We start from the raw sequence: 23,525 nt of genomic DNA, 5'->3' as shown, positions 1-23,525 counted from the left end.
CGGCGGGCGGTGCCGCTGCCGTGGCAGCCACCCATGCCAAGGCCGCCGCCCCCGTACAGCAAAGCCAGGCGGAGGCGCGCCTGCTGGCCATCATCCGCCAGGTGGAGCAGCGGGATCTGGACGGCGCGCTGAAGGCCGCCGGCGATCTCACCGCCGAGGTTCCCAATTTCCGCGCAGCCCAGCTGGTGTATGCCGACCTGCTGCGCTTCAAGACCGGCCGTGCCGGCGAGGTGCTGGCGGGCACGCCCGTCGCCGCCTCCTCCGCTCCCGGCCATCCGGGCCAGGGCGTGCTGGTGCGGCACAACCTGTCCGTGGGCAGTGTCGCGCGGCTGGAAGGCCCGGCCAGTCCCACGCAGGCCCAGCTGCAGGATCTGCAAAACGAACTCAAGCGCCGCCTGCAGGCCGACAGCGGCGCGCCGCCCGCGGGCTCCGTTCCGGGCGAGTTCCTGATGCTGGGCGCGTCGGTGCGGCATGCGATTGCCATCGACGCCAGCAAGTCACGGCTGTATCTGTTCGCCCATGAGGCGGGCGGGCTGCGGCTGGTGGGGGATTTCTATGTCTCCGTGGGCAAGCTGGGCACGGACAAATGGCAGGAAGGCGACCAGCGCACGCCGCTGGGCATCTACTTCGTGGGCCGCCACATCCCTGGACCCCGGCTGCCGGAGTTCTATGGCAAGGGCGCGCTCACGGTCAACTTTCCCAACGACTGGGACAAGGCCGTGGGCCGATCGGGCAGCGGCATCTGGCTGCATGGCTCGCCGCCCGACCAGTTCTCGCGCGCGCCCGAGGCCAGCGATGGCTGCCTGGTGCTGGCCAACCCCGACCTCACCTTGCTCATGCAGACCGTGGACCGGCAGACGCCGGTGCTGATCCGCGAGAAGCTGCAGTGGGTGGCCCCCAAGGCCCAGGCCCAGCAGAAGGCGGCAGATGCCTTTGTGCGTGTCGTCGAGGAATGGAAGAGCGCCTGGGACGGGGCCGACCCGCGCAAGCTGGCCGCGCTCTACGCGCCGGACCTGCTGCAGTCGCCCGCCTCGCGCGCATCGCAGGAACGGCTGGCCGCCTACCTGAACCGCCCCGGCGTGACGCTGCAGGACCTGTCCATCTATTCCTGGAAAGATGCCAAGGGAGAGATCCGCGTGGTCAACCTGCGCGCCAGCAGCAAGGCCTTCGCCGAAGGCCTGCCGCTGCGCCAGTACTGGCGCAAGACGGGCGGGCGCTGGCAGCTCTTTTCCGAAGACGTGATGGGCTGAACCGGGCCGAGTCCGGTTGCTCCCGATAGCGTCCGATAGCGCCAGGCGGGGCCCGGCCGGCTCAGGTGGTCTCATTCTTGCGGTTGCTGTCGAACCGCCGCTCCGCATCGAACAGATGCTGTATCAGCACATGCGAGGTCATGTTCACGCCGATCCCGCCAATCATGGCCGGCAGCAGGTACAGCGCTGTGGACAGCTCCGAGACGAAGATGGCGTTGTCCGACAGCGACGGCGTCTGCCGGGCCGCCGATGCCAGGCTTTGCAGCAGGTAGACATCCACCCCCGCCATGGCCACCAGGGCCAGCCCGAACAGCAGCACCGTGGTGCGCGAGATGCTGCGCTTGGCCAGCAGGGCCGCGTAGATGGCGCAGGGAAGAACGACCGAGAAAACCACCAGGCTCCAGAATCTGGCTTCGGTGAAGACGGTGGTGCTGATGCGCAGGGCGTTCATCGGTGCGGTCCTTTGGGCGCCCAATATGCCGGGCTTGCGTAAACGCCCGGTGAACGGCAGGCAAACCAGCGGTTCCACATGCAACCAGCCGCGCCGGCCTGCGGGAGCCGACTGCAGGAATCACAAGATCAGGTCTGCCGCACCAGGTAGGCGGGCAGCTGCGTCTCGGGCAGCACGGCCAGCACTTTGAGCTGCAGCTGGGCGCGCTTGCGCGCCAGGGCCAGATAGTCCTGCAGCGCCTGTGCGGCCCGCTCGTACTCCCCCTCCCACAAGGCATCGACGATCTGCCGGCAGTTCTCCGTCAGCGGCGGGTTGGGCGATTGCGGAAACATGCGGCAGAAGGTGCTGTGGATCAGCCAGGGCATCTGGCACTGCTGCAGCATGCCCACCAGCTTGTCGTTGGGGTGCCGGGCCAGGAAGTCGCCGTGCAGGTGCTGCTCGACTCGTTGTTCCAGGCGCTGCTCCAGGCGCAATGGTTCCTGCGTGTCCGGAACACCTGGTGCCGTCGCGCCTTGCAGGCCGTGGCGCAGGCTGGCGAGCATGTCCCTGTCCAGGCGCGGCCCGCTTTCGCGCAACGCTGCGGGCGCCAGCAAGGCGAGCAGCTCGAAGTCCTGATTCACCGCGCGTGCCGTCAGCGCGGCCACACGCCAGGCGGCGTAGGTGCTTTTCTCCACCAGCCCTCTATCTACCAGCCGGCTCAGCACCTCGCGCAGGGCCACGCGGTTGACGTTGAAGTGGTCCATGGCGGCGCTCTCATCGATCTGAAAGCGCCCGAAGATCATGGCGATGGAGATGGACTGCTCCAGCTCGTCGTGGATGCGCTCGCTCTCCGATGGAATGTGGATCGTGGCCTGGCCCGCCTCCAGGCCCAGGGCCTGCGCGTCCAGTGTCAGGCGCTGGGGCTGCACGGCCTGCCCGGGCCGGGCGACCAGATAGCCACGTCCGTCGAAGGTGCTCAGCAGCCCTTCGGCATGCAGCAGCTCGAAGGCCTTGCGCACGGGAATGCGGCTGGTGCCGAAGACCTTGGCCACCGGCCCCTCCAGCAGCACCAGGCCGGGCGCCACCCGCTGCTCGACGATGGCCTGGCGCAGGCGCTGGCGTATCAGTTCATAGCGCAGCCGGCGCTCGGAATCGCCAGATTCGCCGCTCTCGCCGGTCTCTTCGTCCCGCGCAGTCTGCGTGGATGCTTGTATGGCTCTTCTCATTCCTGCTTCATCTGCGTGTGCGTGTGCGTGTGCCGCTGCCGGCGGGGCCGTCATCGGGCAGGACTATAAGGCGCGCGCACGGCGCAGCAGCGTGGCCCACTGGCGCACCAGGTAGTTGTGCTCGTCCATGACGGTGTTCCAGACGGCGATGCGGCCCAGGCGCTGCTCGTAGGAGCCGCCGTCGCGCACGCTGCCGCGTGGGATCACGAGCTGGCCGTCGGTGCCCTGCAGGTCTTCGGCGGCAGGCAGGCCGGCGTACCAGTAGTCCCATTCGCTGGCGCTCAGGTGCTCGCGCGTGCGCAGCGGGTTGGAGATGTAGTAGCCCTGCCGCGCCATCGCGGCACCGGGCCAGCCGGATTGCCACCAGTTCAGGTAGCGGTAGGCGGCATCCAGCGTGTCGCCCCTGGCCTGGCTGGAGATGCCCAGGCCGCCGTACCAGGCGCGGTAGCCTTCGCGCGGACAGGCCAGGCGGTAGTCCAGCCCCGCTGCGCGGTAGTGGCCCATGGCCGGCGACCAGTGGCTCTGGATGGCAACGCCTGCATCGATCATCAGCCGTGCCGCATCGGCGTAGTTGCCCCAGAAGCCCCGGAACTGCTCGGACTCCTGCCGCTGCAGCAGCACGGCCATCATCCGGTCGATTTCCTCCAGCCCCAGGTTGCTGATGTCGCCGAAACGCATGTCGCCGCTGGCCTGCAGGGCAAGGGCCGCGTCCAGCGCGCCGATGGCGGCATCGGCCTGCAGCGCAGCGCGCCCTCGGCAGGCGGGGGAGACCAGCCAGGACCAGCTTTCCTCGGCCTGGTCGAACAGCGCGGGCAGGGCGGCGGGCAGGTAGACAAAGCTGTCGACGTTGTGCGTGAGCGGCAGCATGGAGATATGCGCGCTGGGCACATCGCTGACGCTGCCATCGGCCTGCACATACAGGCGCGTGACAGGATTGCAGCCCGCGCCAAAGGCCGCCTGCGGCGTGATGCGGCCGGTGCGGGGCAGGGCGTTGACCTCGTCCCAACAGGTCAGGCGCGCCGTGTCGATGGGCTGCAGGGTGCCGGTGGGCCACAGGAAATCCACGCTGTGGAACCACTGGTCGTACAGGTCGAAGCTGTCCTGGCGCATCACGGCCTGGCGCTGGGCGTCGAAGCCGTCCAGTACCTCGAAATGGATGCGTATGCCCAGGTCCTGCTGCGCACGATGGCGCAGGGCTTCGGTCAGCGTCACCGAGGTGCCGAGGACACGCAGTTCGGGATCGTTCTTGCGCATGTTGCGGTCCTTGCCGTGGAGGTTCACGCAGTGTGGGGTGAGGGGCTTGCCGGGGTCTGGCTGCCATTGTCCTGCGAGTGGAGGCGGTAGAACGATTGGAACGATTGCCAGGAGGCCCTGATCTGCTGCTCATCGAGCCCGGCCGTGATGAAGACCAGGCGAGAGCGCCTGTCCTCGCCCGGCCACTCGGGCAAATGCTCGGGAGCGTGCATGAGATGGCCCATGCCGTGCAGCGCCGTGGGCTGCCCCTGCGGCCAGCCATCCGCGGCCACGGCCACCAGTCCCTTCAGGCGCAGCAGCCGGTCGCCATGGCGGTGCAGCAGCATGGTCAGCCACAGGGTGAGCACGCACCAGTCCACCGGGCTGTCGAGTTCCAGGCAGAACGCCTGGGCGCCTGCGTGCAGACCCTGACCCTGGCCCTGGCGCTGGCCCGTGCGGCCGCGCGGCGTGCCGGCAATGGCGCGTGCCAGCCAATCGGTTTGCAGAGCATGGGATTCCTGCATCTGCCAGGCAGGCGGTACCGCTGTGCCAGGGCCGCAGGTGACGACGCTGGCCAGGGGATTGATCTGCGCCAGTTGCGCACGCTGTGCCTCGGCCTGCTGTGGCGTGGCCAGGTCGGTCTTGCTCAGGTACAGCCGGTCGGCCGCCGCGACCTGGGCCAGCCATTCGGGGCGCCGGGACTGTTGCCACGGGGCATGCAGCGCATCGACCACGGTGGAGATGAAGGCCGGCCTGAAGATCTGGCGCAGCTGCGCATCGCCGATCAGGGTGGCGATCACGGGGCCGGGCGCGGCCAGCCCCGTGGTCTCCATCAGCACCCTTTGAAAAGGCGGCAGCTCGCCGCGCAGGCGGCGCTGGTGCAGGCGCCACAAAGCGTCCTTGAGTTCGCCGCGTATGGCGCAGCAGACGCAGCCGTTGTCCAGCAGCACCGTGTCGGCGTCTATGCGGCCCACCAGAAGATGGTCCAGCCCCACGGCCCCGAATTCGTTGATGAGCACCGCAGTCTCGCCCGCGGGCGAGTCCTGCAGCCACTGCCTGAGCAGTGTGGTCTTGCCGCTGCCCAGAAAGCCCGTGAGCACGCCCACGGGCAGCCGCTCGCCGTGGTGGTCCGTCAGGCCGCTCATGGCGCCTGCTCCCTGTGTTCCTGCGCTGGTGCCCGTACTTGTGCCTGCGCCGGCTGCCACGGCATGGCCAGCGGATCCAGGGCTCGGCCCAGCATCTGCTCGGCGGCGGGCCACAGCGCGCCGAAATCGGCAATCAGCACGCTGGCCCCCGTGGGGCCGGCCAGCACATAGGACTGGCCATGGAAATCGCTGAGCCGCAGCCGCCACAGCGCCAGCAGCCGGTTGGCGCGCGCAATCTGAACCAGCCGCTGGCGGCGCCCGGCCGATCCGGCCGGCGCCTGGCTCCAGTGGCCGGAGGCCTGCAGCAAACCGCACATTCCGCACATGACAGCAGTCCTTTCACGGCATGACATCGCCGGAGTTGGGCCCCAGCGTCTGTCCCACATACAGATTGCCACCGGGATCGGAGGCCAGCAGCACCGCCGTGGGCGCCACTTCGTCGGCGCGGCCGAAGCGGCCCAGCGGCAGGCTGGCCTCCTTGGCGCGCTTCCAGTCCGCGCTGATGCCATCGACCAGCGGCGTGGCGATGGGGCCGGGGGCAATGGCGTTGACCAGGACGTTGTCGGGTGCCACTTCCAGCGCCAGCGACTTGGTGAAGCCGATCACGCCGGCCTTGGCCGCCGCATAGTGGCTCAGCTCCACGCCGCCCTTGATGCCCAGTTGCGAGGCGATGTTGATGATGCGGCCCCAGCGCTGGGCTTGCATGTGCGGCACCGCGCGCCGCGCGCACAGGAAGACGCTGCGCAGGTCCACGCGCAGCATCTCGTCCCACATCGCGGTGGACATGTCGGCGCAGCGCGACTGGGTGAGCATGCCGGCGTTGTTCACCAAGATGTCGATGCCGCCGAAGGCCTGCACGCAGCGGTCGATGATGTGGTGGGCCGTGGACTCGTCGCCCACGTCGCCGATCACGGTCTCGGCCTGCGCGCCCAGTGCGCGGCAGCGCTGTGCCACGCTGTCGGCGCGGGCGGCATCGATGTCGGCCAGCAACAGCTGCGCGCCGGCCTGCGCATAGGCCAGGGCGATGGCCTCGCCGATGCCGCTGCCGGCGCCTGTCACGACAGCGCGGCGGCCGTCCAGGGGCTTGGAGGTGTTCATGTCGGATGTCCTCAACTGGGCCAGCGCACGGTCAGGCCGCCGTCGGCAATGATGGATTGGCCGGTGATGTAGGAAGCCTCGTCGCTGGTCAGGAAGCGGATCAGGGCGGCGATTTCGCGGGCCTTCCCCACGCGTCCCAGCGGGATGCCCCTGGCCGCTTGCGCCAGGCCCTCCGGCCCCAGCGAGTTGACCGGGTCCAGCGATTGCGGCGTCTCGATCAGGCCGGGGATCACGGCATTGCAGCGTATGCCGCGCGGTGCCAGCTCCATGGCCACGGCGCGGCACAGCCCGGGCACGCCTGCCTTGGCGGCCGCATAGTGGGCATGCTGCTCCCAGCCGTAGACGCCGCCTGCAATGGAGGAGACGGCCACCATGGCCCCGCCTGCAGCCATGTGGCGCGCACTGGCCCGGAAGGTGCGCATCACGCCGCCCAGGTCGATGTTGATGACCTCCAGCCACTGCGCATCGCTCATCTCGACCAGGGCCGCCTGGCGCAGCAAACCCGCATTGGCGACGGCGAAGTCCAGCCGGCCGAAGCGGTCCACGGCGACCCGGGCCAGGTGCTCGACCTGTTCGGCATCGCCCACATCGACCGCCTCCATGACGCACCGCCCGCCCGCGCGTTCGACGAGTTCCCGGGTCTGGCCGGGATCGTGCGGATCCCGGGGGTAGTAGCTGCCGGCCACGGCAATGCCTGCCTGCGCATAGGCCAGGGCCAGCGCCTGGCCGATGCCGCTGGCGGCGCCCGTGACGAGGGCCACCTTGTTGCTGGGGGTGTCCGGATTCATGTCGGCCTCACTTCACGGTCTCGGGATCGACATGGGGCGCCAGAAACATCAGCAGGCCCGAGGCCGCGCAGGGAATGGCGCCCCAGTACAGCGCCGCCTGCACCCAGTCCGAGCCTTGCGACAGCGTCCAGGTCACGCCAAAGCCTGCCGCGATGGCGCCCACCTGGCCCATGGCGTTGACGAAGGAGCTGGCCGTGGCACGGATGTGGCTGGGAAAGCTCTCGCCGATCAGGAACAGGGCGGCTGCATAGGGGCCGATCAGGAAGAACAGCCCCAGCGAGTACAGCGGCACGATGCGCCAGAAGTCGCCCGAGGGCGCGTTCAGCATGAGCGCGAAGGCCAGGCCACCCAGCATCCAGCCGATGGCCACGGCGTTGCGCCGGCCTATGCGGTCACCGAGCCAGCCATGGAAGACATAGCCCAGAAAGCCCGCGAGATTGGAGATGATGAGCACCTGCAGCGCGCTGGAGAAATCCACGCCCTTGCCCGGTGTGCCGCCCGCGCCGCCCAGCACCGAGGTGCCCAGCACCGCGAAGATCACGATGGCGAACCAGTTCAGGAAAAAGCCGAGGGCCAGCGACAGCGTGGGTCGCAGCGAGGCACCGCGGAACATGGCCGACAGGCCGGTGTGCTGCTCCTGCTGTGGGCTGGCGCCATGCTCCTGCGCCAGGCGCATGGCCTCTGCCTCGCGCCCGGCGCGGCGCAGGTCGGCCACGCGCCGCGCGGTCAGGAACTGGGGCGTTTCCACCAGCCGGCGGCCCAGCACGGCAATCACCAGGGCCGGGAACATGGCGAACACGAAGGACAGGGCCCAGCCGCCGCCCTGGCCGAACCAGCGCTCGCCCAGCGGATACAGCAGGGCCACCAGCACGGCCGTGAGCACGGCGCCCACGGGCCAGCCGCCCTGCACCAGCGAGTAGATGAAGCCACGCCGGCGCAGCGAGGCCGGGTCGGTATAGACCAGGGAGAACAGCTCGCTCAGGTAGGTGGCGTTGATGCTTTGCTCGGCATAGCCCAGGCCCGCCAACGAGCGCACCACGATCAGCAGCACGAAGCCCAGGCCCGCCGACAGGCCGATCACCCAGCCGGCCAGCGCCGTCAGGCCCGAGCACAGCGCGGCGCCTGCCACGGCGATGATGATGCCCTTGCGCCGCCCCAGCCGGTCCGCAATGGGGCCGATGCCGAAGGCCACGATCACCGTGCCCAGCGTCACCCAGGTGTTCAGGCGCGCCTGCTGCTCGGCGCTCCACTGGAAGTGCTCGCCCAGTTGCGGCAGCAGGGTGCCGAAGAGGATGAAGTCGTAGACGGCAAAGACCCAGGCGAAAAAGCAGACCCAGGTGGCGTAGCTGACCTGCCTGCGCGTCACGGTGGGCGCGGTCCAGGGGGCATCGATGCCGGCCGGGGCCGGATGGCCGGCGCCTGGGGCGTCGGAGGCAATGGCGGAGGTATTCATGGTGTCCTCGCTGAGGTGGGATGCGGCATCAACGCGGCTGGCGGCGCAGGAAGTCGTCGGCGATCTGGTCGCACGTCATGAAGCGCACGCCCTCATGCGACTGGAAATGCTCGATCAGGCGCTCCAGCATCAGCAGCACCTGGGGGCGGCCGGAGACATCGGGGTGGATGGTGATGGGGAAGACCGCGTAGTCGTGCTCGCGGTAGACCCAGTCGAACTGGTCGCGCCACATCTGCTCTATGTCGCGCGGGTTGACGAAGCCGTGGCTGTTGGGCGACTTCTTGATGAACATCATGGGCGGCAGGTCGTCCAGATACCAGTTGGCGGGGATCTCGACCAGCCGTGTCTCCTTGCCGCGCACCAGGGGCTTCATCCAGGTGTCCGGATGCTTGCTGTAGTCGATGCGGGTCCACTGGTCGCCCACGCGCACGTAGTACGGGTGGAAGTCGTTGTGCATCAGGCTGTGGTCGTACTTGATGCCTTTCTTGAGCAGCAGCTCGTTGGTGACCGGGCTGAATTCCCACCACGGAGCGACGTAGCCCGTGGGCGCGCGGCCGGCCAGCCGCGTGATGACTTCGATGCTGCGGTCCAGCACGGCCTCTTCCTGCTCGGGCGTCATGGCAATCGGGTTCTCATGGCTGTAGCCGTGGATGCCGATTTCGTGGCCCGCGTCCACCACGGCCTTCATCTGCTCGGGAAAGGTCTCGGCAGAGTGGCCTGGAATGAACCAGGTGGTCTTCAGGCCGTATTTGTGGAACAGCTTGAGCAGCCGCAGCGAACCGACCTCGCCCGCGAACATGCCGCGCGAGATGTCGTCGGGCGAGTCTTCCCCGCCATACGAACCGAGCCAGCCGCCGACGGCATCGACGTCCACGCCAAACGTGATCTGGATTTCCTTGCTCATGTCATGCACTCCTATCAATGGGAACGGTGGAGGGAGAAAGAACCTGTTCGACGCTCAGCGCAATGCGCAGCAGCCGGTCGTCATCGCCCCGGGGGCGCATGAGCTGCAGGCCCGTGGGCAGAAACGCAGGCCTGCCGTCCAGGCCGGGAATGCGCTGCACGCCGCTGGGCAGCGCCACGGCCGGCGTGTCTAGGTAGCTGCCGGGCATGGTCAGCCGCAGCGTGGCGAGGTTGGTTTCGGCAAACAGCCTGTCGTCGTCCAGCAGCGGCAGCAGCAGGGGAGCGGTGTGGCCCGTGGTGGGCAGCACCAGGGTGGCATCGCCCAGCTCCTGCGCGAACAAGGCCATCAGTGGTGCGCGCTGGGCGATCAATGTCCGGTAGCTGTCAGGACTCAGATGCCTGGCCGCCTCCAGGCGCTGGCGCACGCGCGGGTCCATGCGTGCGGCCTGATCGGCATCGTCCAGGCGCGCGCGGTGGGTGGCAAAGGCTTCATGGGCGCCCAGCCAGCCATGGCGCCGGGTCAGCGTCCGTACGGCGCGCAGGCTGCGCAGCGTGCAGCGCTCCACGCGGGCACCCCGGGTCTCCAGCAAGGCCAGGGAGGACAGGAGGTTGTTGCGCACGGGAGCTTGCACGCGGTCGTCATCCAGCAGGCTGAGGTCCGTGCAGAACACCTGATTGCGCAGGTCCGCGGCGGGGGATGCGTTGACATGGCCGTCGTCGGTCAGCCCGCGCAGCACGCGGTCCAGCGCCATGCAGTCGGCCACGCTCAGGGCCAGCGGCCCCAGGGTGTCCAGGGACGGCGCCAGCGCAAACACGCCCTGCAGGCAATAGCGCCCCCTGCTGGCGCGATAGCCCACCAGCCCGTTGAAGGCGGCGGGAATGCGCACGGACCCCGCCGTGTCCGTGCCCATGGCCAGCGGCCCGCACCCCAGGGCCACGGCCAGCGCAGCGCCGCTGGACGAGCCCCCGGGCGCTCGGTCGTGGCCTCCCTCATGTGCAAACACCGGCGTGCCGAAGCAGGGATTGAGCCCCAGGCCCGAGTAGGCGAACTCACTGAGATTGGTCTTGCCCAGGCAGACCATGCCGGCCGCTGCGGCACGCGCTACCACGGTGGCGTCGGCCCGGGCTGGCGCGGCCGACTGCAGCAGGGCCGAGGCCGCCGTGGTCGGCGTGCCGCGCACGTCGAACAAGTCCTTCCAGCTGATGGGGATGCCGTCCAGCGGCCCCAGCGGCCGGCCCGCGCGCCAGCGCTCCGTGGACTGCCGGGCCTCTTCGAGCGCGCGGTCCGCCGTGATGCGCGTGAACACGGACTGGCTTGCGCAGGCCACCCGCAGGCAGTGCTCCGTGGCTTGCATGGGCGTCAGCGTGCCGGCTGCATACGCCGCATGCAGTTCGGAGGCCGAGGGAGGCGCCGTCTGGCAGCCATTGGTTTTCATTGAATTTGAATGTTGATGTCAAAGTTCATTTTTTGATTCTAGTGAGCGCCTGCATCCCGCGTCCGGGTGGTTACCCGGGGGATGTGGCGCTGTTGATGGGGGGAGAAAGCTGCTTGCGCGGCCCTGGCGGCTCTAGCGATCCTTGTGGTCCGCCTCGCCGGATTTCCAGTAGCCCTTGGTGCTCAGCTGGGTGCGGGCGATGCCACGGTCCAGGAAGTGCATCTTCAACGTCCGCATGGCGCCGGACTCGCCGGCCATCCACAGATAGCCGGTGCCCAGCGGCAGCGGCCGGTACATGAGCCGCTGGCACAGCCTCTGTCCGGGCTGGCCTGGCGCAGCGGTGATCCACTCGGTGCGCCAGTTGGCGGCGCTGTCCATGGGTTGGCATTCGCCATCGTCGACGATTTCCACATAGGCCTTGACCCGGGCGGAGCCCGGCAGACTCGCGGCGATGGACTGCATGGCCGGCAGGGCCGAGGCATCGCCTGCCAGCATCATCCAATCGGTGTCGGCTGGTGGAGCGAAGCCGCCACTGCGCGGGCCGGCAATGGCCACCTGCTCGCCCACGCGGGCCTGGGCGGCCCAGCGGGAGGCGGGGCCGTCGCCGCCAGCGGAGGTGTTGTTCTCATGCTTGGCATTGAATGCATCGCCATGCAGCACCAGGTCAATGTCCAGCGTGCCGGCCTGGCGGTCCACGCTGCGCAGCGTATAGGCCCGGCCTTCGCCGGACGGCAGGAACAGCTTGACCCAGGCAGCGGGCGCATCCGCTGCGGGCGCTCGCGAGAAGGCGGCAATCTGCTCGCCGCCCAGCGTGATGCGGCGCATGCGCGGGGTGATGGACTGCACGTTCACCACGGTGCCCAGGGCGCGCTGCGTGCCGGCGGGGGTGTGAAGCGGCTCAGCCATGGGAGGCTCCCCGGGCTGCGTTCACGCGCAGCAGCAGGGCCACGGCAATGGACAGCACCACGCTCACGGCGGCGGCGAAATACACGTCTCCGACGCCCGTGACACTGGCCAGCAGCCCGGCGGCGGGGGCCGTCAATCCCATGGACAGGTCGAAGAAGGCCACATAGGCGCCCATGGCCGCACCGCGCGCCTGGGGTGGCGCACGGCGGACGGCCTCCACGCCGAAGGCCGGGAAGGCCAGCGAATAGCCGAAGCCGGTGAGTGCGGCTCCCGCATAGGCCCAGGCCGCATCGCCGCCGCCCCAGATCAGCAGCAGGCCCGCCGCCTCCAGCGGAATGCTGGCCAGCGCCACCCGCACGCCGCCCAGCTTGTCAGGCAGATGGCCGAAGAACAAGCGCGCCCCTATGAAGGCCAGGCCGAAGGCCGTGAAGGCCAGCGAGGCCGCGCCCCACCCGCGCGACGCGAACAGCAGCGCCGCAAAAGTGGTGATCACGCCAAAGCCCGCGCTGGACAGGGCCAGCCCCAGGCCGGGCAGCCACACCGTGCCCAGCACCTTGTAGAACGGTGTGCGGCGCTGGGCCGCAGCCGGCGTGGCGCGCAGGCCCCAGACCATGACCAGGGCGGCCAGCGGCAGCACGATGGTGGCCACGGCAATGCCCGAGAAGCCCCAGGCCGCCTGCACTGCCACGCCGGCCGGCGCGCCCGCCGCATAGGCGCCGTACATGGCAATGCCCACCCAGGCCATCACCTTGCCGGCATGTTGCGGGCCGATCATTGCCATGCCCCAGCTCAGGGCGCCGGTGATGATCAGGCTCTCGGCGCAGCCCAGCATCACGCGGCCGGCGGCCAGCACCCAGACTGCGGCCTGTCCGCCCTCGAAGGCGCGGGACATCAGGTAGGCCACGCCCGAAGCGGCGGCCAGCAACATACCCAGCACCACGGCACGCCTGGCGCCGCGCGTGTCGGCCAGAGAGCCGGCCCAGGCCCGCGACAGCAGGGCCGCCGCGAACTGGCAGCCCATCACCGTGCCCACGCCCAGCGTGCCCAGTCCCAGGGTCTGGCTCAGGTGCAGGGGCAGCACGGGCATGGGCATGCCCAGGCAGAGAAAGCTGACGAAGACCGCCAGCGTCAGCGGCAGCAGCCGCGCAAATGCGTTCACCGGCGGCGACGCGGCCGCGGATGGCGAAATTCCGGAAGACATGTGCATTCCCTTTCAAATACGAGTAAAAACTCAGGTCACATGTCCAGGAGAATATGAGCCATGGCTCGCATTGAAAACTCGCATTCGCAGGCGGCGCAGCGGCAACCGCCCCAGCCCCGCAAGCAGCCACGGCAGGCGCGTTCCCTTGCCACGGTCGAGGCCATTCTGGAGGCCGCGGCTCGCGTTCTTGCAGAACGCGGCTACGCCGCCACCAACACCAATCTGGTGGCCGAGCGCGCAGGTGTGAGCGTGGGTTCGCTCTACCAGTACTTTCCCAACAAGGACTCGCTGATCACGGCCTTGCACGAGCGCCACGCCGCGCAGATGTACGCGGCCATTGCCGCCGTGCTTGCGGCAGAGCGGCCGCAGGGCCTGCAAGGCCATGTGCAGGCCATGGTCCGCGCGCTGCTGGCGGCGCACCGGGTCGAGCCCGATCTGCACCGGGTGCTGGAAAAGGAATTCCCCTTCTTCGACGCGCCGCGCGAGCAAAGCGCGGCCGACGGCGGCATCTTCCGCCAGGTGCGCCAGCTCCTGGAACTGCACCGCAGTCAGCTCGCCCACCGCGATCTGGACCTGGCCACCTGGATGCTGCTGCAGACCATGGAGTCCCTGGTGCATGCCGCCGTCATCGATCCGCCGGCCATGTTCACCCCCCAGGCCCTGGAGGATGGCATCGTGCAGGTACTGATGGGGTATCTGCGAGCGCCTGCCCTGGGTTGAGGATGCAAGGAGCGATTTGGTCGCCAGGTCGTCAGGGTGCGAAAGCCTCTTCAGCCCCGAAGGCAGGCTGCCCGCAAATATGACCCGGATTCTGCTGTCTTCCTCCGGCGCAAGAAAAAGCACGGAGCCAATGAGCCAGATATCGCCATCTGCTCAGAAAATCCCCAAGCCCTGATCTGAAAACACACTGCACGCCCATGCCCAAAAAGTCCTACAGCGAGTACCTGCTCGAACAGCATCCCGAACTGCACGGGCTGTTCCCTTATTACGAATCGCTTGGTATGGCCGAGCCCGTGCTATGGGCTCTGAGCGAAAGCCGCGGAGAGCCCGCCGTGGCAATGGCGGCACTGGTTCACGGGTTGTGCAGCGAGGTGGCGGTCGCCGGAGACAGCCGCTGGCTGGAGCAGTTGCACCAAGGAGATCTGAACGTCAACGAAGGCCCGTTGCTCAGCGATGCGCAGCAGGCGCTGGGCCGCCTGCGCGCGTTGGGCATTGCCGATGACTTGCTGATGCCCCTGGTGCGCGCGGCGCAGGTGCAGGCGGTCAACAACATCGCAGCCATGATCGACATGGGGCCGCAGATCTCCTGTCTGCCTTTGCCGCAAGGCAGGCAAGCGCACTGGCAGTTGTTCGATGTGGACGTCGAAGACGGCGAAACCCCGGGCAAGGGTTTGAGCGGCTTTGCCATCGATGTGCGGCACATGCTGGTTCGCTAGTGCCCGGCCCAGCCATCACCCTGTTCAGCTTGGGGCGCAGCTGCCCGCATCTTCCTCCGGCGGGGTGACACGCCAGAAGAGGGAGGGAAAGCCTTCTCCCACCGGCTGGTGTCCGGGCGGCTGCGATGCCGCCAGCTGCAGGTGCAGCACGCCGCAGGCATCCACCATGTGCTGGGAAATCCAGGGGCTGATGTCCATGCGGCCATCGATCAGCACCAGGGGCTTTTCGCGCAGCTTCAGGGCCAGGGCCTTGGCCTCGGCCGTGGGGCCTGCGATCACGCGGATATCGCCGCCCAGCGCTTCGCGCGCGGGTTCGGCAAGCGCCTGGCTCAAGGCCTTTGAATCGAAGTTTCTCCAGTGCCGGCTGTTAAGCCGCAGTTCACTGCGCGCCGAGGTCATCTGGGCCACGAGCAGCAAGGCCAGTTGAAGCGCCACGAAGCACTTGATGGCGGTGGTGATCGATATGCGCAACGGCTGCAGCCTGGCACCGGCCAGCTCCATTGCGACGGGAACGGCCAGCAGCAGAAAGGGCGTGCCCCAGTGCAGCTGCAGCGACGAGCCCGCAAAGATGCCGATGGCGCAGGTCAGCACGATGGGCGTGAGGCCAAAGCACAGGATCAGCGCGCGCGATGCATCGGCTGTCCCGGGACGCTGCGGTGTGTCCTGTGGCGCAAGGCGGCTGCGGCGGTGCAGGGCCATCACCAGTCCCAGCAGCACCCAGGCGAGCAGCGCGCGGTTCAGCAACTGGTCTGCCAGCCAGTGCACGGTATTGAGCAGCCTGGCGCCACCGCCCAGGCTGGCGCCCAGCGAGGATTCGGTGGCATAGCGGATGGGGCCGAAGTCGTTCAGGAAAAGCCAGTACAGGTGCGGCGAGATGATGGCCAGCGAAATGGCTGCCGCCAGCACCAGGCCGATCATGTGGACCCGATCGCGCCAGGCGCCTGACGCCAGCCAGAACAGGAATACCGCCACGGCGGCCAGGATCATCTGGTACTTGGCCAGTGCGCCCAGCCCCAGGCAGCAGCCCAGGGCGGCCCACCAGCGCAGCTGCCTGCTGCCCACCGCACGCCACACCAGCAGGGCGCTGGCCGCGAAGAAGGGCATCAGCACGACTTCATGGTTGAAGAAGTGCATCCGCTCGTTGTAGTAGGTGATGCACATGGCCGCCAACAGGGCCAGCGTGGCGTAGCGGCTGCCGCGCAAGTCATTCAGCAGCTTCCAGAAAAGGAACAGGCCTGCCAGCGTGAAAAGCGCGCCGGTGGCGTAGCTGGTGCGCGCAGACAGGCCGAACAGATGGACCGGCACCGAAAGCAGCCAGGTCGGCAGGGGCGGGTGCTTGTAGTAGCCCCACTCCAGGCTGTGCACCCAGGTCAGCTGTTCGAGGTTGTCCTTGGGTGCCGTGAGGCTGGAGCTGTCGATCTGCAGCAGCCAGACCACCGAAAAGAGAAAGAGGCCGATGAGGACCTTGATGTCCAGGGAAAGCGACGGTGCGGGCATGGCCAGCGGAGCGCTTCGCGTGATCGCGCTCGCTGCTTGTGAGGGGACGGGATGGGTCATAGGAAATGCCAGCGGCGATGACAAGTGCGCTGGCACAGGGGAAATTCCCAGGAAGGCGGTCGAACGGGAGCTTCAGCGTTGGCTACGGACTCTTGGCTTACGCGAGGCGCTATGAGTCCGGCAGAATATGTCTGCCTGGTCAATACAATGTAAAGATTGTATGAAGATACTGTGGAGACGCCGGCTGCGGCTCAGGCGCCGGCCGGCTCGCCGAAGTCGTGGACTGCCGCGCGCAGCAGCAGCGTCGACAGGCGTTCCGCGGCGGGCGTCAGAGGCAGCGCAGCACGCGTGACCTGCACGATGTCGGGCGCCATCAGGCTCTCGCGCACGGCAATGGGCTCCAGTACACCGTTGAAGAGGGGCGTATCGGCCCACTGGCGCGGCAAGAAGGCGAGGGCGTCGCTGCTGGCCAGCAGGGCCAGCAGGGCCATCAACGATTCGGCGACCGTCACCACGCGCGGGCTGCGCAGGCCGAGCGCGGAGAACTGCTCCTCGAACTCTTCCTCGCGGCGCTCGCGCAGGCCGGTGACGATCCAGTCCGCCTCCAGCAGCGCCTGCAGGCTGCCGGCGGTGCGCAGCGGATGGCCGCGGCGGGCCAGCACGACACGCTCGTTGCGGTGAACCAGGGCCACCTGGTAGCTGGCGCTCAGTTGCCTCTCGGGCCGAGGGCCCAGATAGAAGTCCAGCCGGCCGTCGCGCAGTGCCGGCTCGACGGCCGGAAACAGGCCTTCGACGAAACGCAGGTGCACATCCGGCCAGTCGCGCCGGAACTGGGCATAGGCGCGGGCCAGCAGCGACAGCACGGGCGCGCTGGACAGAGCGACGGCGACATGGCCCTGCATTTCGCCGCGCGCCTGGGCGGCCTCCTCGCTGCCGCGACGCAGCTCCTCGAGCGCGGCCTGCGCGCGCAGCAGGAACCGCTCGCCCGCCACGGTCAGCGATACCCCGCGCGCGTGGCGCTGGAACAGCGCCACGCCGAGCTCAGCTTCCAGCTCGCGCACGCTGCGCGTCAGTGCCGGCTGGGTCAGGCCCAGGCTGCGGGCGGCGCTGCGCAGGCTGCGTGCCCGGGCAACGGCGACGAAATTGCGAAGGTGATGAAGTTTGGGCATCGGTCGGAGCGTGTTTATGCCCGTTTCCGAGCGCGCCAAGGCCAGGGGATTTCCCGCAGAGGCCGTGCACGCGGGCTTCGCCGCGCCTGAGCCGCCGCGGAACGCTCCAGTGATAACAGCCATGCATCGCTGAGGCGTTTCTGCCCTCTGCCGCAGTCGGCCTGCCAGACCTAGCATGCCCTCCATAACGTCGGCACAGCCCGGCGACCCCATAGGAGACAAGCAGCATGAGCATGAGGAAATGGGCCGGCGCCTGTGCGCTGGCAACCCTGGCGGCGGGCTCCGTCGCCGCGCAGACGGCCGCCGGCGGCACGGTGCGCATCACCAGCGCCTTTCCCGCGGGCAGCGGCCCTGACGTGGTGGCCCGGCTGGTCGCCGACAAGCTCTCGGCGCAATGGAGGCAGCCGGTCGTCGTGGACCCCCGGCCGGGTGGGGCCGGCGTGGTGGCCATCAATGCGATGAAGAACGCGCCGCCCACGGGCAACGACTTGGTGGTGGTGGACGTAGGCCACTTGTCCATCAATCCGCTGGTCTTGCGCAAGCTGGCCTATGACCCGCAAAGCGAGCTGACGCCGGTGGCGCTGCTCTACAAGACCGCTTTCTTTATGGTGGTCGGCGCGCAAAGCCCCTTCCACAGCCTGGCCGAACTGATGGCGGCGGCGCGGCGCAAGCCCGGCATGACCTATGGCTCCAATGCGGTGGGCGGGCCGCTGCATCTGGGCGCGGCCCGGGCCGCGACCGCCATGGGTGTCGAAATGATGCATGTCCCCTACAAGGAGACTTCGCAGTTGTACGCCTCCGTGTCGACGGGCGAGGTGGACTGGGCTTACGGCAGCATTGCGACGTCCGGCCCCCTGCAGCAGGCTGGCAAGCTGCGCTTTCTTGCCGTGGCGGACAGCCAGCGTTCCCCGGCGCTGCCCGATGTGCCGACCGTGCAGGAGGCCGGTGGCCCGGCCGGCATCGATGCGCTGACCTGGGTTGCACTCATGGCGCCCAAGGGCACGCCGCCGGCCGTCGCCGAGCGCATCAACGAGGCGGTGAACCGGGCCCTGTCCGCGACTGACGTCAGGGATCGCCTGGCAGGTTTCGGCTTCTTCACCAGCATCGGCCCCGCAAGGCAGGTCGCCGACCTCATGCAGGCCGACCGCGAGCGCTATGCCGAGGTGCTGCGCCGCGTCAAGGTGACCGTCGATTGAGCCCCGGGGAGACGCCATGAAGACCGAAGTTGCGATCATCGGAGGAGGGCCCGCAGGGCTGATGCTGGCCATCGAGCTGGGCTGCAGGGACATACCGTGCGTGCTGATCGAGGAGCGCAGCGGGCCGCCGACGCTGCCCAAGGCCAATGCCACCTCGTCCCGGACCATGGAGCATTACCGCCGCCGGGGCTTTGCCGACCAGGTGCGCAGGCTGGGGCTGCCGCCCTCTCACCCCCAGGACGTCGTCTATTGCACGCGGCTCACGGGGCCCGAGCTGGCGCGCTTTCGCATTCCCTCGGCCGAGGAGGCCGCCTTGGGCACGGCCTATGGCGACTACGGGGAACAGGCCTGGCCGACGCCCGAGCTGCCGCATCGGGCGCAGCAGATGTTCATCGAGCCCGTGCTCAGGGCGCAGGCCGAACGCCATGCCAGCGCCGTGCTGCGTTTTGGCCTGAGGGCCGAGGCGGTGCAGGACACCGGTTGCGCAGTGCAGATCGAATGCCGCGAGCCGGACACGGGCCGTACCGAGTTGCTTCAGGCCGCCTATGTGGTCGGCTGCGACGGGCCGCGCAGCCTGGTCCGTCAGGCCATGGGCGTCGTCTACGCAGGCCATGGCAGCGAGCGGCGGGACTTCCTGGGCGGCCAGATGATGTCCATCTACTTCCGCGCTCCCGGTCTGTACGGGCTGATCGGCAAGCCCAGGGCCTGGCAGTACTGGGCCGTCGGTCCCGGGCAGCGCGGCCTGCTGTGCGCCATCGACGGCGTGGACCGGTTCGTGCTGATCGTGCAGCTGCCCCAAGGCACCCAGCCTGCCGATTTCCATCCGCAGCAGGCGCTGCAGGCCGTCGTCGGCCGGCCTTTTGCGCACGAGCTGATCGCGCTGACCCCCTGGAACGCGGGCTATGCCCTGGTGGCCGAGCGCCTGCGGCACGGCAGGATGTTCATCGCCGGCGATGCGGCGCACCTGTTCACGCCCACGGGCGGCATGGGCTACAACACCAGCGTGGACGACGTCGTGAACCTGGGCTGGAAGCTGGCGGCGGCCATCCAGGGGGCGGCCGGCCCGGCGCTGCTGGACAGCTATGAGGCCGAGCGGCGGCCGATCGCCCAGCGCAACACCAGTTTTGCACGCAGCATGGCCGACAGCATCGGATGCCTGCCGGTCACGGCCGCAGTGGAGCAGGAGGGGCCTGCGGGCGACGGCGCCCGCCATGCGCTCGGGCAGGCACTTTCGGAGCATGTGGCACGCGAGTTCAACATCCCGGGGCTGCAACTGGGCCTGCGCTATGCCGACAGCCCCGTCGTCGCCCGGGAGCTGGCCGAGCCCCCGCCGGACGAGCCCAATCGCTACCTGCCTGGAGGTTATCCCGGCACGCGCGCTCCGCATGTGGCAACGGGGCCGGACCGGTCCCTGCTCGATGACTTCGGACGCGATTTCACACTGCTTGCATTCGGCCCGGACGGCCCGGACGGCCCGGACGGGCTGGAGCCCTGGAGGCAGGCTGCTGCGCAATACGGCATCCGGCTGGATGTGGTGAGGAGCGAAGACGGGCAGACGCGTGCGCTGTATGGCGCCGACCGCGTCCTGATCCGCCCGGACCACCACATCGCCTGGCGCGGCGATGGTGCGGCGCCGCCGACCGAGGTCATGGCGCTGGCGCTGGGCCATCGCACCCCGCCGGTGGGGCGCAGCTAGCCCCGGCCCATCCGGCCGCCTGCTCCCCGGGCCGTCCGGCCTTGCGCTTTCGTGACCCTGGCCAGTCCGGCCGGGGGACGCCGGCCTGCGCCTGAGTCTGCGCTTTCGCCGTCCCTGCCGACATCCATCACTTTTAGGAGACAACATGCCACACCCCTCCTTTCCTGTTCGCGCCGCGCTATGCCTGGCCGGTGCTGCTGCCGTGCCCTCGGCACCCGCCCTGGCCCAGGGCGTCACGCTCTATGGCCTGCTCGATGCATCCGTCGAGCACCTGACCGATGTGGGCCAGGGAGGCGCTTCGCTGAACCGCATGCCGGGCCTCACCGGCAGCGTGCCGTCGCGCATCGGCCTGCGCGGCTCGGAGGACCTGGGCGGCGGCCTGCGTGCCCTGTTCACGATGGAGCAGGGCCTGGCGCTCGACGCGGGCGTGCTGAACCAGGGCGGGCGCGCCTGGGGGCGCCAGGCCTTCGTCGGCCTGTCCGGCGACTGGGGCAGCCTCACACTGGGGCGCCAGTACACCATGCTGTACTGGTCCCAGCTCGATGCGGACATCCTCGGCCCGAATGCCTACGGTGCGGCCTCGCTGGACAGCTACCTGCCCAATGCGCGCGCGGACAACGCGCTTGCGTGGCGTGCCGGCCTTGGCGGCTTCACCGTCGGCGCGACCTACAGCCTGGGGCGTGATGCCGTCAATGCGGGCCCCGGTCCCGCGGGAACCAACTGCCCCGGCGAGCAGCCGGGCGACTCCAGCGCCTGCCGGCAATGGTCGGCAATGCTCAAGTACGAGGCCAGGGCCTGGGGCATCGCGCTGGCCGTCGACGAAATCCGTGGAGGCCCCGGCGCCTTCGCAGGCCTGACCAGCAGCGCGCGCAAGGACCGTCGCTCCACCGCCGCGGGATGGGTGCGCTGGGGAGCATGGAAGCTCGGCGCCGGGGTCATTGCCCGCCACAACGACGGCCGTCCCGACGCGCCACGCAGCGATCTCTGGTATCTGGGCGCCAGTTTCGCTGCCACACCGGCCCTGACCCTCGACGCGCAGGCCTTGGATCTGCGTTTCAGGCGAAGCGACGACGGGGCCCGGCTCTTTGCCCTGCGGGCCCAGTATTCGCTGTCCAAGCGCACCACGCTGTATGCGACCGCAGGGCATCTGTCCAACGAGGGAGCACTTGCGCTGTCGGTCAGCAATGCGGCGCCAGGCGCCGCGCCCGCTCCCGGGCGTTCGCAGAACGGCTTCGCTGCCGGCGTGCGGCATAGCTTCTGAGGCTCAACCCGCATGCAGGGCCCGCGTCCGCGTCCCGATCCATTTCCTTCCCACTTCCCACTTTCCACTTCCCGTTCCAGGAGACAGACCATGAAACTGATACGCCACGGCGCCAGCGGCTGCGAGAAGCCCGGCGCCATCGATTCCCAAGGCCAGGCGCGCGACCTGTCGGACCTGGTGCCCGATTTCACGCCCGAGTGGATGGCGCCCGGCAGGCTGGCCGCGCTGGCCGCCGTCGATCTGCAGCGGTTGCCGCTGGTGGCGCATGGCAGCCGCCTGGGCGCCCCTGTCGCCGGCACGCGCCAGTTCGTTGCCATCGGGCTCAACTACCGGCGGCATGCCGAGGAGTCGGGTCTCGACATTCCGAAGGAGCCCGTGGTCTTTCACAAGGCGCTTTCATCGCTGGCCGGGCCGGACGACGAGGTGCGCCTGCCCGAAGCGTCGGTTGCCACCGACTGGGAGATCGAACTGGGCTTTGTGATCGGCACGCGCGCAAGCCGCATCCCCGTGGAAGGTGCGCTCGCGCATGTGGCCGGCTACCTGCTGGCCAACGACATCTCCGAGCGTGACTGGCAGATCAAGCGCAACGGCCAATGGGGCAAGGGCAAGAGCTTCGATGGCTTCGGCCCGGTCGGGCCGTGGCTGGTCACGGCCGACGAGCTGCCTGACCCCCAGGCCATCGAACTGACGCTGTCCGTCAACGGCGAGGTCATGCAGCGCAGCAGCACGGCAGACATGATTTTTCCGGTGGCCTGTCTCGTGTCCTATCTGAGCCAGTTCATGACGCTGCTGCCCGGCGACCTTGTCATCACCGGCACGCCCGCAGGTGTCGGCCTGGGCATGAAGCCGCCCCGCTTCCTGAAGTCCGGCGATGTCATGACGCTGGACGGCGGGGTTCTTGGGCGGCAGCTCCAGCGGGTGCGGTGATGGCCTCGCCCGCCCACCGGCCGCGTGGCGCTGCCCGCCGGTCTTCGCACAGTGAACATGCAAAGGAGGGGACACCATGAGCAGCCTTCCCACGCCATCTGGAACGACACCTGGAACGCCGTCCGGCGCGGCCGGGCAGCCGGCCGTGCATTCGATCGATGAGTTTGTCTTCAGCGTGCCCGATCTCGAAGCGGCGCGGCATTTCTACGCCAGTTTCGGGCTCGAGGTGCGCGACATCGACGGCGCGCTGGCGCTGCACACCTACGGGCACCCCCACCGCTGGGCGCGGGTGCTGGAGGCCGCAACGCACAAGCGGCTGCAGTGGCTGAGCCTGGGCATCCATGCGGCCGATCTCGATGCCTTCTCGCGCCGGATCGACGGCGTGGGGATCGCACGCATTCCTGCGCCGGCCGGTGCCCAGGCCGACGGTATCTGGATCGCCAGCCCCGACGGGGTGCCCATCCAGTTGCGTGCAGCCGCCAAGAGCTCTCCGTCGGCGCCCGCACCGCACGTGCTGCCGCCGGCCTGCCGCAATGCCGGCCGCGCGCCGGCTCGCAGCCTCATGCCGCAGATCCGGCCGCTGCACCTGTCGCATGTGCTTTTGTTCTGCGCCGACGTGGAGGCCGCGCTGGCGTTCTACACCGATGTGCTGGGACTCAGGCTCTCGGACCGCTCGGGCTCGGTCATCGCCTTCCTGCACAGCCCGCACGGCAGCGACCACCACCTGCTGGCATTGGCCGCATCGCATGGACCCGGCCTGCACCACAGCAGCTGGTGCGTGCCTTCTGTCGACGCCGTGGGCATCGGCGCCCGGCAGATGGCCGAGGCGGGCTATGCGCAGGGCTGGGGCGTGGGCAGGCATGTGCTGGGCTCCAACTTCTTTCGCTATGTGCGCGATCCGTGGGGCAGCTTTGCCGAGTACTCCTGCGACATCGACTTTGTCGAGGCGGGCGCGGTGTGGCCTGCGGCCGACCATCCTCCCGAGGATTCGCTCTACGTCTGGGGGCCGGACGTGCCCGCCGGCTTCGTCACCAACCACGAGCCGCCACGCTGAGGCGCCAGCCAATGCCCCAGACGCAGGAACGCCCCGCTGCCTTGCGGCATCGGGGCGCTGTGCAACATGGCCGGCTCTTTGGCCGCCTGTCGGTTGATACAAGGATCTGGCGGAGGCTGTGAGATTCGAACTCACGGACGGTTGCCCGTCGGCAGTTTTCAAGACTGCTGGTTTAAACCACTCACCCAAACCTCCGAAGCTGCGTATTCTAGCCGGGCTT

Annotated in this window: 22 protein-coding genes and 1 tRNA gene; 8 read left to right on the top strand and 15 right to left on the bottom strand. The window is 68.8% G+C overall.

Features of this window, described 5'->3' with window-relative positions:
* Window positions 1–1,250, top strand: a 1,250-nt coding sequence (locus ACM14_RS16610; protein WP_065346769.1) for a murein L,D-transpeptidase family protein, incomplete at its 5' end; no start/stop codon positions are given.
* A 61-nt stretch (window positions 1,251–1,311) separates the two neighbouring features.
* Here the strand turns inward: ACM14_RS16610 and ACM14_RS16605 are convergent.
* From ACM14_RS16605 to ACM14_RS16550, 12 genes are all read right to left on the bottom strand, one after another.
* Window positions 1,312–1,701 (bottom strand): hypothetical protein, encoded by a 390-nt coding sequence (locus ACM14_RS16605; RefSeq protein ID WP_013803741.1) that lies wholly within the window; start codon window positions 1,699–1,701, stop codon window positions 1,312–1,314.
* A gap of 128 nt (window positions 1,702–1,829) precedes the next feature.
* Window positions 1,830–2,906 carry a GntR family transcriptional regulator gene (locus ACM14_RS16600; RefSeq protein WP_065346764.1) on the bottom strand — a complete coding sequence of 359 codons (1,077 nt, stop codon included), beginning with the start codon at window positions 2,904–2,906 and terminating at the stop codon, window positions 1,830–1,832.
* A 63-nt stretch (window positions 2,907–2,969) separates the two neighbouring features.
* The gene (locus tag ACM14_RS16595; protein ID WP_065346768.1) at window positions 2,970–4,160 is read right to left on the bottom strand and encodes a PotD/PotF family extracellular solute-binding protein; all 1,191 of its coding nucleotides are present in this window, start codon (window positions 4,158–4,160) and stop codon (window positions 2,970–2,972) included.
* 23 nt (window positions 4,161–4,183) lie between these two features.
* Window positions 4,184–5,284: a GTP-binding protein gene (locus tag ACM14_RS16590; protein WP_065346763.1), complete on the bottom strand. Its 1,101-nt coding sequence runs from the start codon at window positions 5,282–5,284 to the stop codon at window positions 4,184–4,186.
* Entirely contained in the window at window positions 5,281–5,610 is a 330-nt protein-coding gene (locus ACM14_RS16585; RefSeq protein WP_065346762.1) for a hypothetical protein, read from the bottom strand. The genes ACM14_RS16590 and ACM14_RS16585 overlap by 4 nt, the downstream gene beginning before the upstream one ends.
* Before the next feature lie 13 nt (window positions 5,611–5,623).
* Window positions 5,624–6,382, bottom strand: a complete 759-nt coding sequence (locus tag ACM14_RS16580; protein ID WP_065346761.1) for an SDR family NAD(P)-dependent oxidoreductase — start codon at window positions 6,380–6,382, stop codon at window positions 5,624–5,626.
* Window positions 6,383–6,393: 11 nt separating this feature from the next.
* Entirely contained in the window at window positions 6,394–7,170 is a 777-nt protein-coding gene (locus tag ACM14_RS16575; protein ID WP_065346760.1) for an SDR family NAD(P)-dependent oxidoreductase, read from the bottom strand.
* Window positions 7,171–7,177: 7 nt separating this feature from the next.
* A complete protein-coding gene (locus ACM14_RS16570) occupies window positions 7,178–8,623 on the bottom strand; it encodes an MFS transporter (protein ID WP_043823934.1) in 1,446 nt (481 codons plus the stop codon).
* 28 nt (window positions 8,624–8,651) lie between these two features.
* Complete coding sequence (locus ACM14_RS16565) at window positions 8,652–9,527, bottom strand: polysaccharide deacetylase (protein WP_013803733.1); 876 nt, start codon at window positions 9,525–9,527, stop codon at window positions 8,652–8,654.
* A gap of 1 nt (window position 9,528) precedes the next feature.
* Window positions 9,529–10,962: an amidase gene (locus tag ACM14_RS16560; RefSeq protein WP_065346759.1), complete on the bottom strand. Its 1,434-nt coding sequence runs from the start codon at window positions 10,960–10,962 to the stop codon at window positions 9,529–9,531.
* A 132-nt stretch (window positions 10,963–11,094) separates the two neighbouring features.
* Complete coding sequence (locus tag ACM14_RS16555) at window positions 11,095–11,868, bottom strand: siderophore-interacting protein (protein ID WP_065346758.1); 774 nt, start codon at window positions 11,866–11,868, stop codon at window positions 11,095–11,097.
* Entirely contained in the window at window positions 11,861–13,069 is a 1,209-nt protein-coding gene (locus ACM14_RS16550; protein WP_065346757.1) for an arabinose transporter, read from the bottom strand. The genes ACM14_RS16555 and ACM14_RS16550 overlap by 8 nt, the downstream gene beginning before the upstream one ends.
* A 60-nt stretch (window positions 13,070–13,129) precedes the next feature.
* Here ACM14_RS16550 and ACM14_RS16545 point away from each other — a divergent pair, with 60 nt between their 5' ends.
* Window positions 13,130–13,789 (top strand): TetR/AcrR family transcriptional regulator, encoded by a 660-nt coding sequence (locus tag ACM14_RS16545; protein ID WP_013803729.1) that lies wholly within the window; start codon window positions 13,130–13,132, stop codon window positions 13,787–13,789.
* Window positions 13,790–13,986: 197 nt separating this feature from the next.
* A complete protein-coding gene (locus ACM14_RS16540) occupies window positions 13,987–14,505 on the top strand; it encodes a hypothetical protein (RefSeq protein WP_065346756.1) in 519 nt (172 codons plus the stop codon).
* Between the two features lie 24 nt (window positions 14,506–14,529).
* On the opposite strand, the gene ACM14_RS16535 is transcribed toward ACM14_RS16540, so the two are convergent.
* Window positions 14,530–16,002: a glycosyltransferase family 39 protein gene (locus tag ACM14_RS16535; protein WP_065346755.1), complete on the bottom strand. Its 1,473-nt coding sequence runs from the start codon at window positions 16,000–16,002 to the stop codon at window positions 14,530–14,532.
* Between the two features lie 251 nt (window positions 16,003–16,253).
* Complete coding sequence (locus ACM14_RS16530; RefSeq protein WP_065346754.1) at window positions 16,254–17,171, bottom strand: LysR substrate-binding domain-containing protein; 918 nt, start codon at window positions 17,169–17,171, stop codon at window positions 16,254–16,256.
* Window positions 17,172–17,398: 227 nt separating this feature from the next.
* Between ACM14_RS16530 and ACM14_RS16525 the strand changes: the two genes are divergently transcribed.
* From ACM14_RS16525 to ACM14_RS16505, 5 genes are all read left to right on the top strand, one after another.
* Window positions 17,399–18,367 (top strand): tripartite tricarboxylate transporter substrate binding protein, encoded by a 969-nt coding sequence (locus ACM14_RS16525; RefSeq protein WP_065346753.1) that lies wholly within the window; start codon window positions 17,399–17,401, stop codon window positions 18,365–18,367.
* A gap of 16 nt (window positions 18,368–18,383) precedes the next feature.
* Window positions 18,384–20,063 carry an FAD-dependent monooxygenase gene (locus ACM14_RS16520; RefSeq protein WP_065346752.1) on the top strand — a complete coding sequence of 560 codons (1,680 nt, stop codon included), beginning with the start codon at window positions 18,384–18,386 and terminating at the stop codon, window positions 20,061–20,063.
* A gap of 145 nt (window positions 20,064–20,208) precedes the next feature.
* A complete protein-coding gene (locus ACM14_RS16515) occupies window positions 20,209–21,324 on the top strand; it encodes a porin (protein ID WP_084027394.1) in 1,116 nt (371 codons plus the stop codon).
* A 90-nt stretch (window positions 21,325–21,414) separates the two neighbouring features.
* Window positions 21,415–22,251: a fumarylacetoacetate hydrolase family protein gene (locus tag ACM14_RS16510; RefSeq protein ID WP_017405613.1), complete on the top strand. Its 837-nt coding sequence runs from the start codon at window positions 21,415–21,417 to the stop codon at window positions 22,249–22,251.
* A 76-nt stretch (window positions 22,252–22,327) separates the two neighbouring features.
* Complete coding sequence (locus tag ACM14_RS16505) at window positions 22,328–23,305, top strand: VOC family protein (RefSeq protein WP_065346751.1); 978 nt, start codon at window positions 22,328–22,330, stop codon at window positions 23,303–23,305.
* A gap of 107 nt (window positions 23,306–23,412) precedes the next feature.
* Here ACM14_RS16505 and ACM14_RS16500 read toward each other — a convergent pair.
* Window positions 23,413–23,500, bottom strand: a tRNA-Ser gene (locus ACM14_RS16500).
* Between the last annotated feature and the right edge of the window lie 25 nt (window positions 23,501–23,525).

This window comes from Delftia sp. JD2 (genome assembly GCF_001682645.1).
GTDB lineage: Bacteria > Pseudomonadota > Gammaproteobacteria > Burkholderiales > Burkholderiaceae_C > Comamonas > Comamonas acidovorans.
Note: the sequence above shows the minus strand (reverse complement) of the source record. Positions and strands in the feature narration are given on the sequence as shown.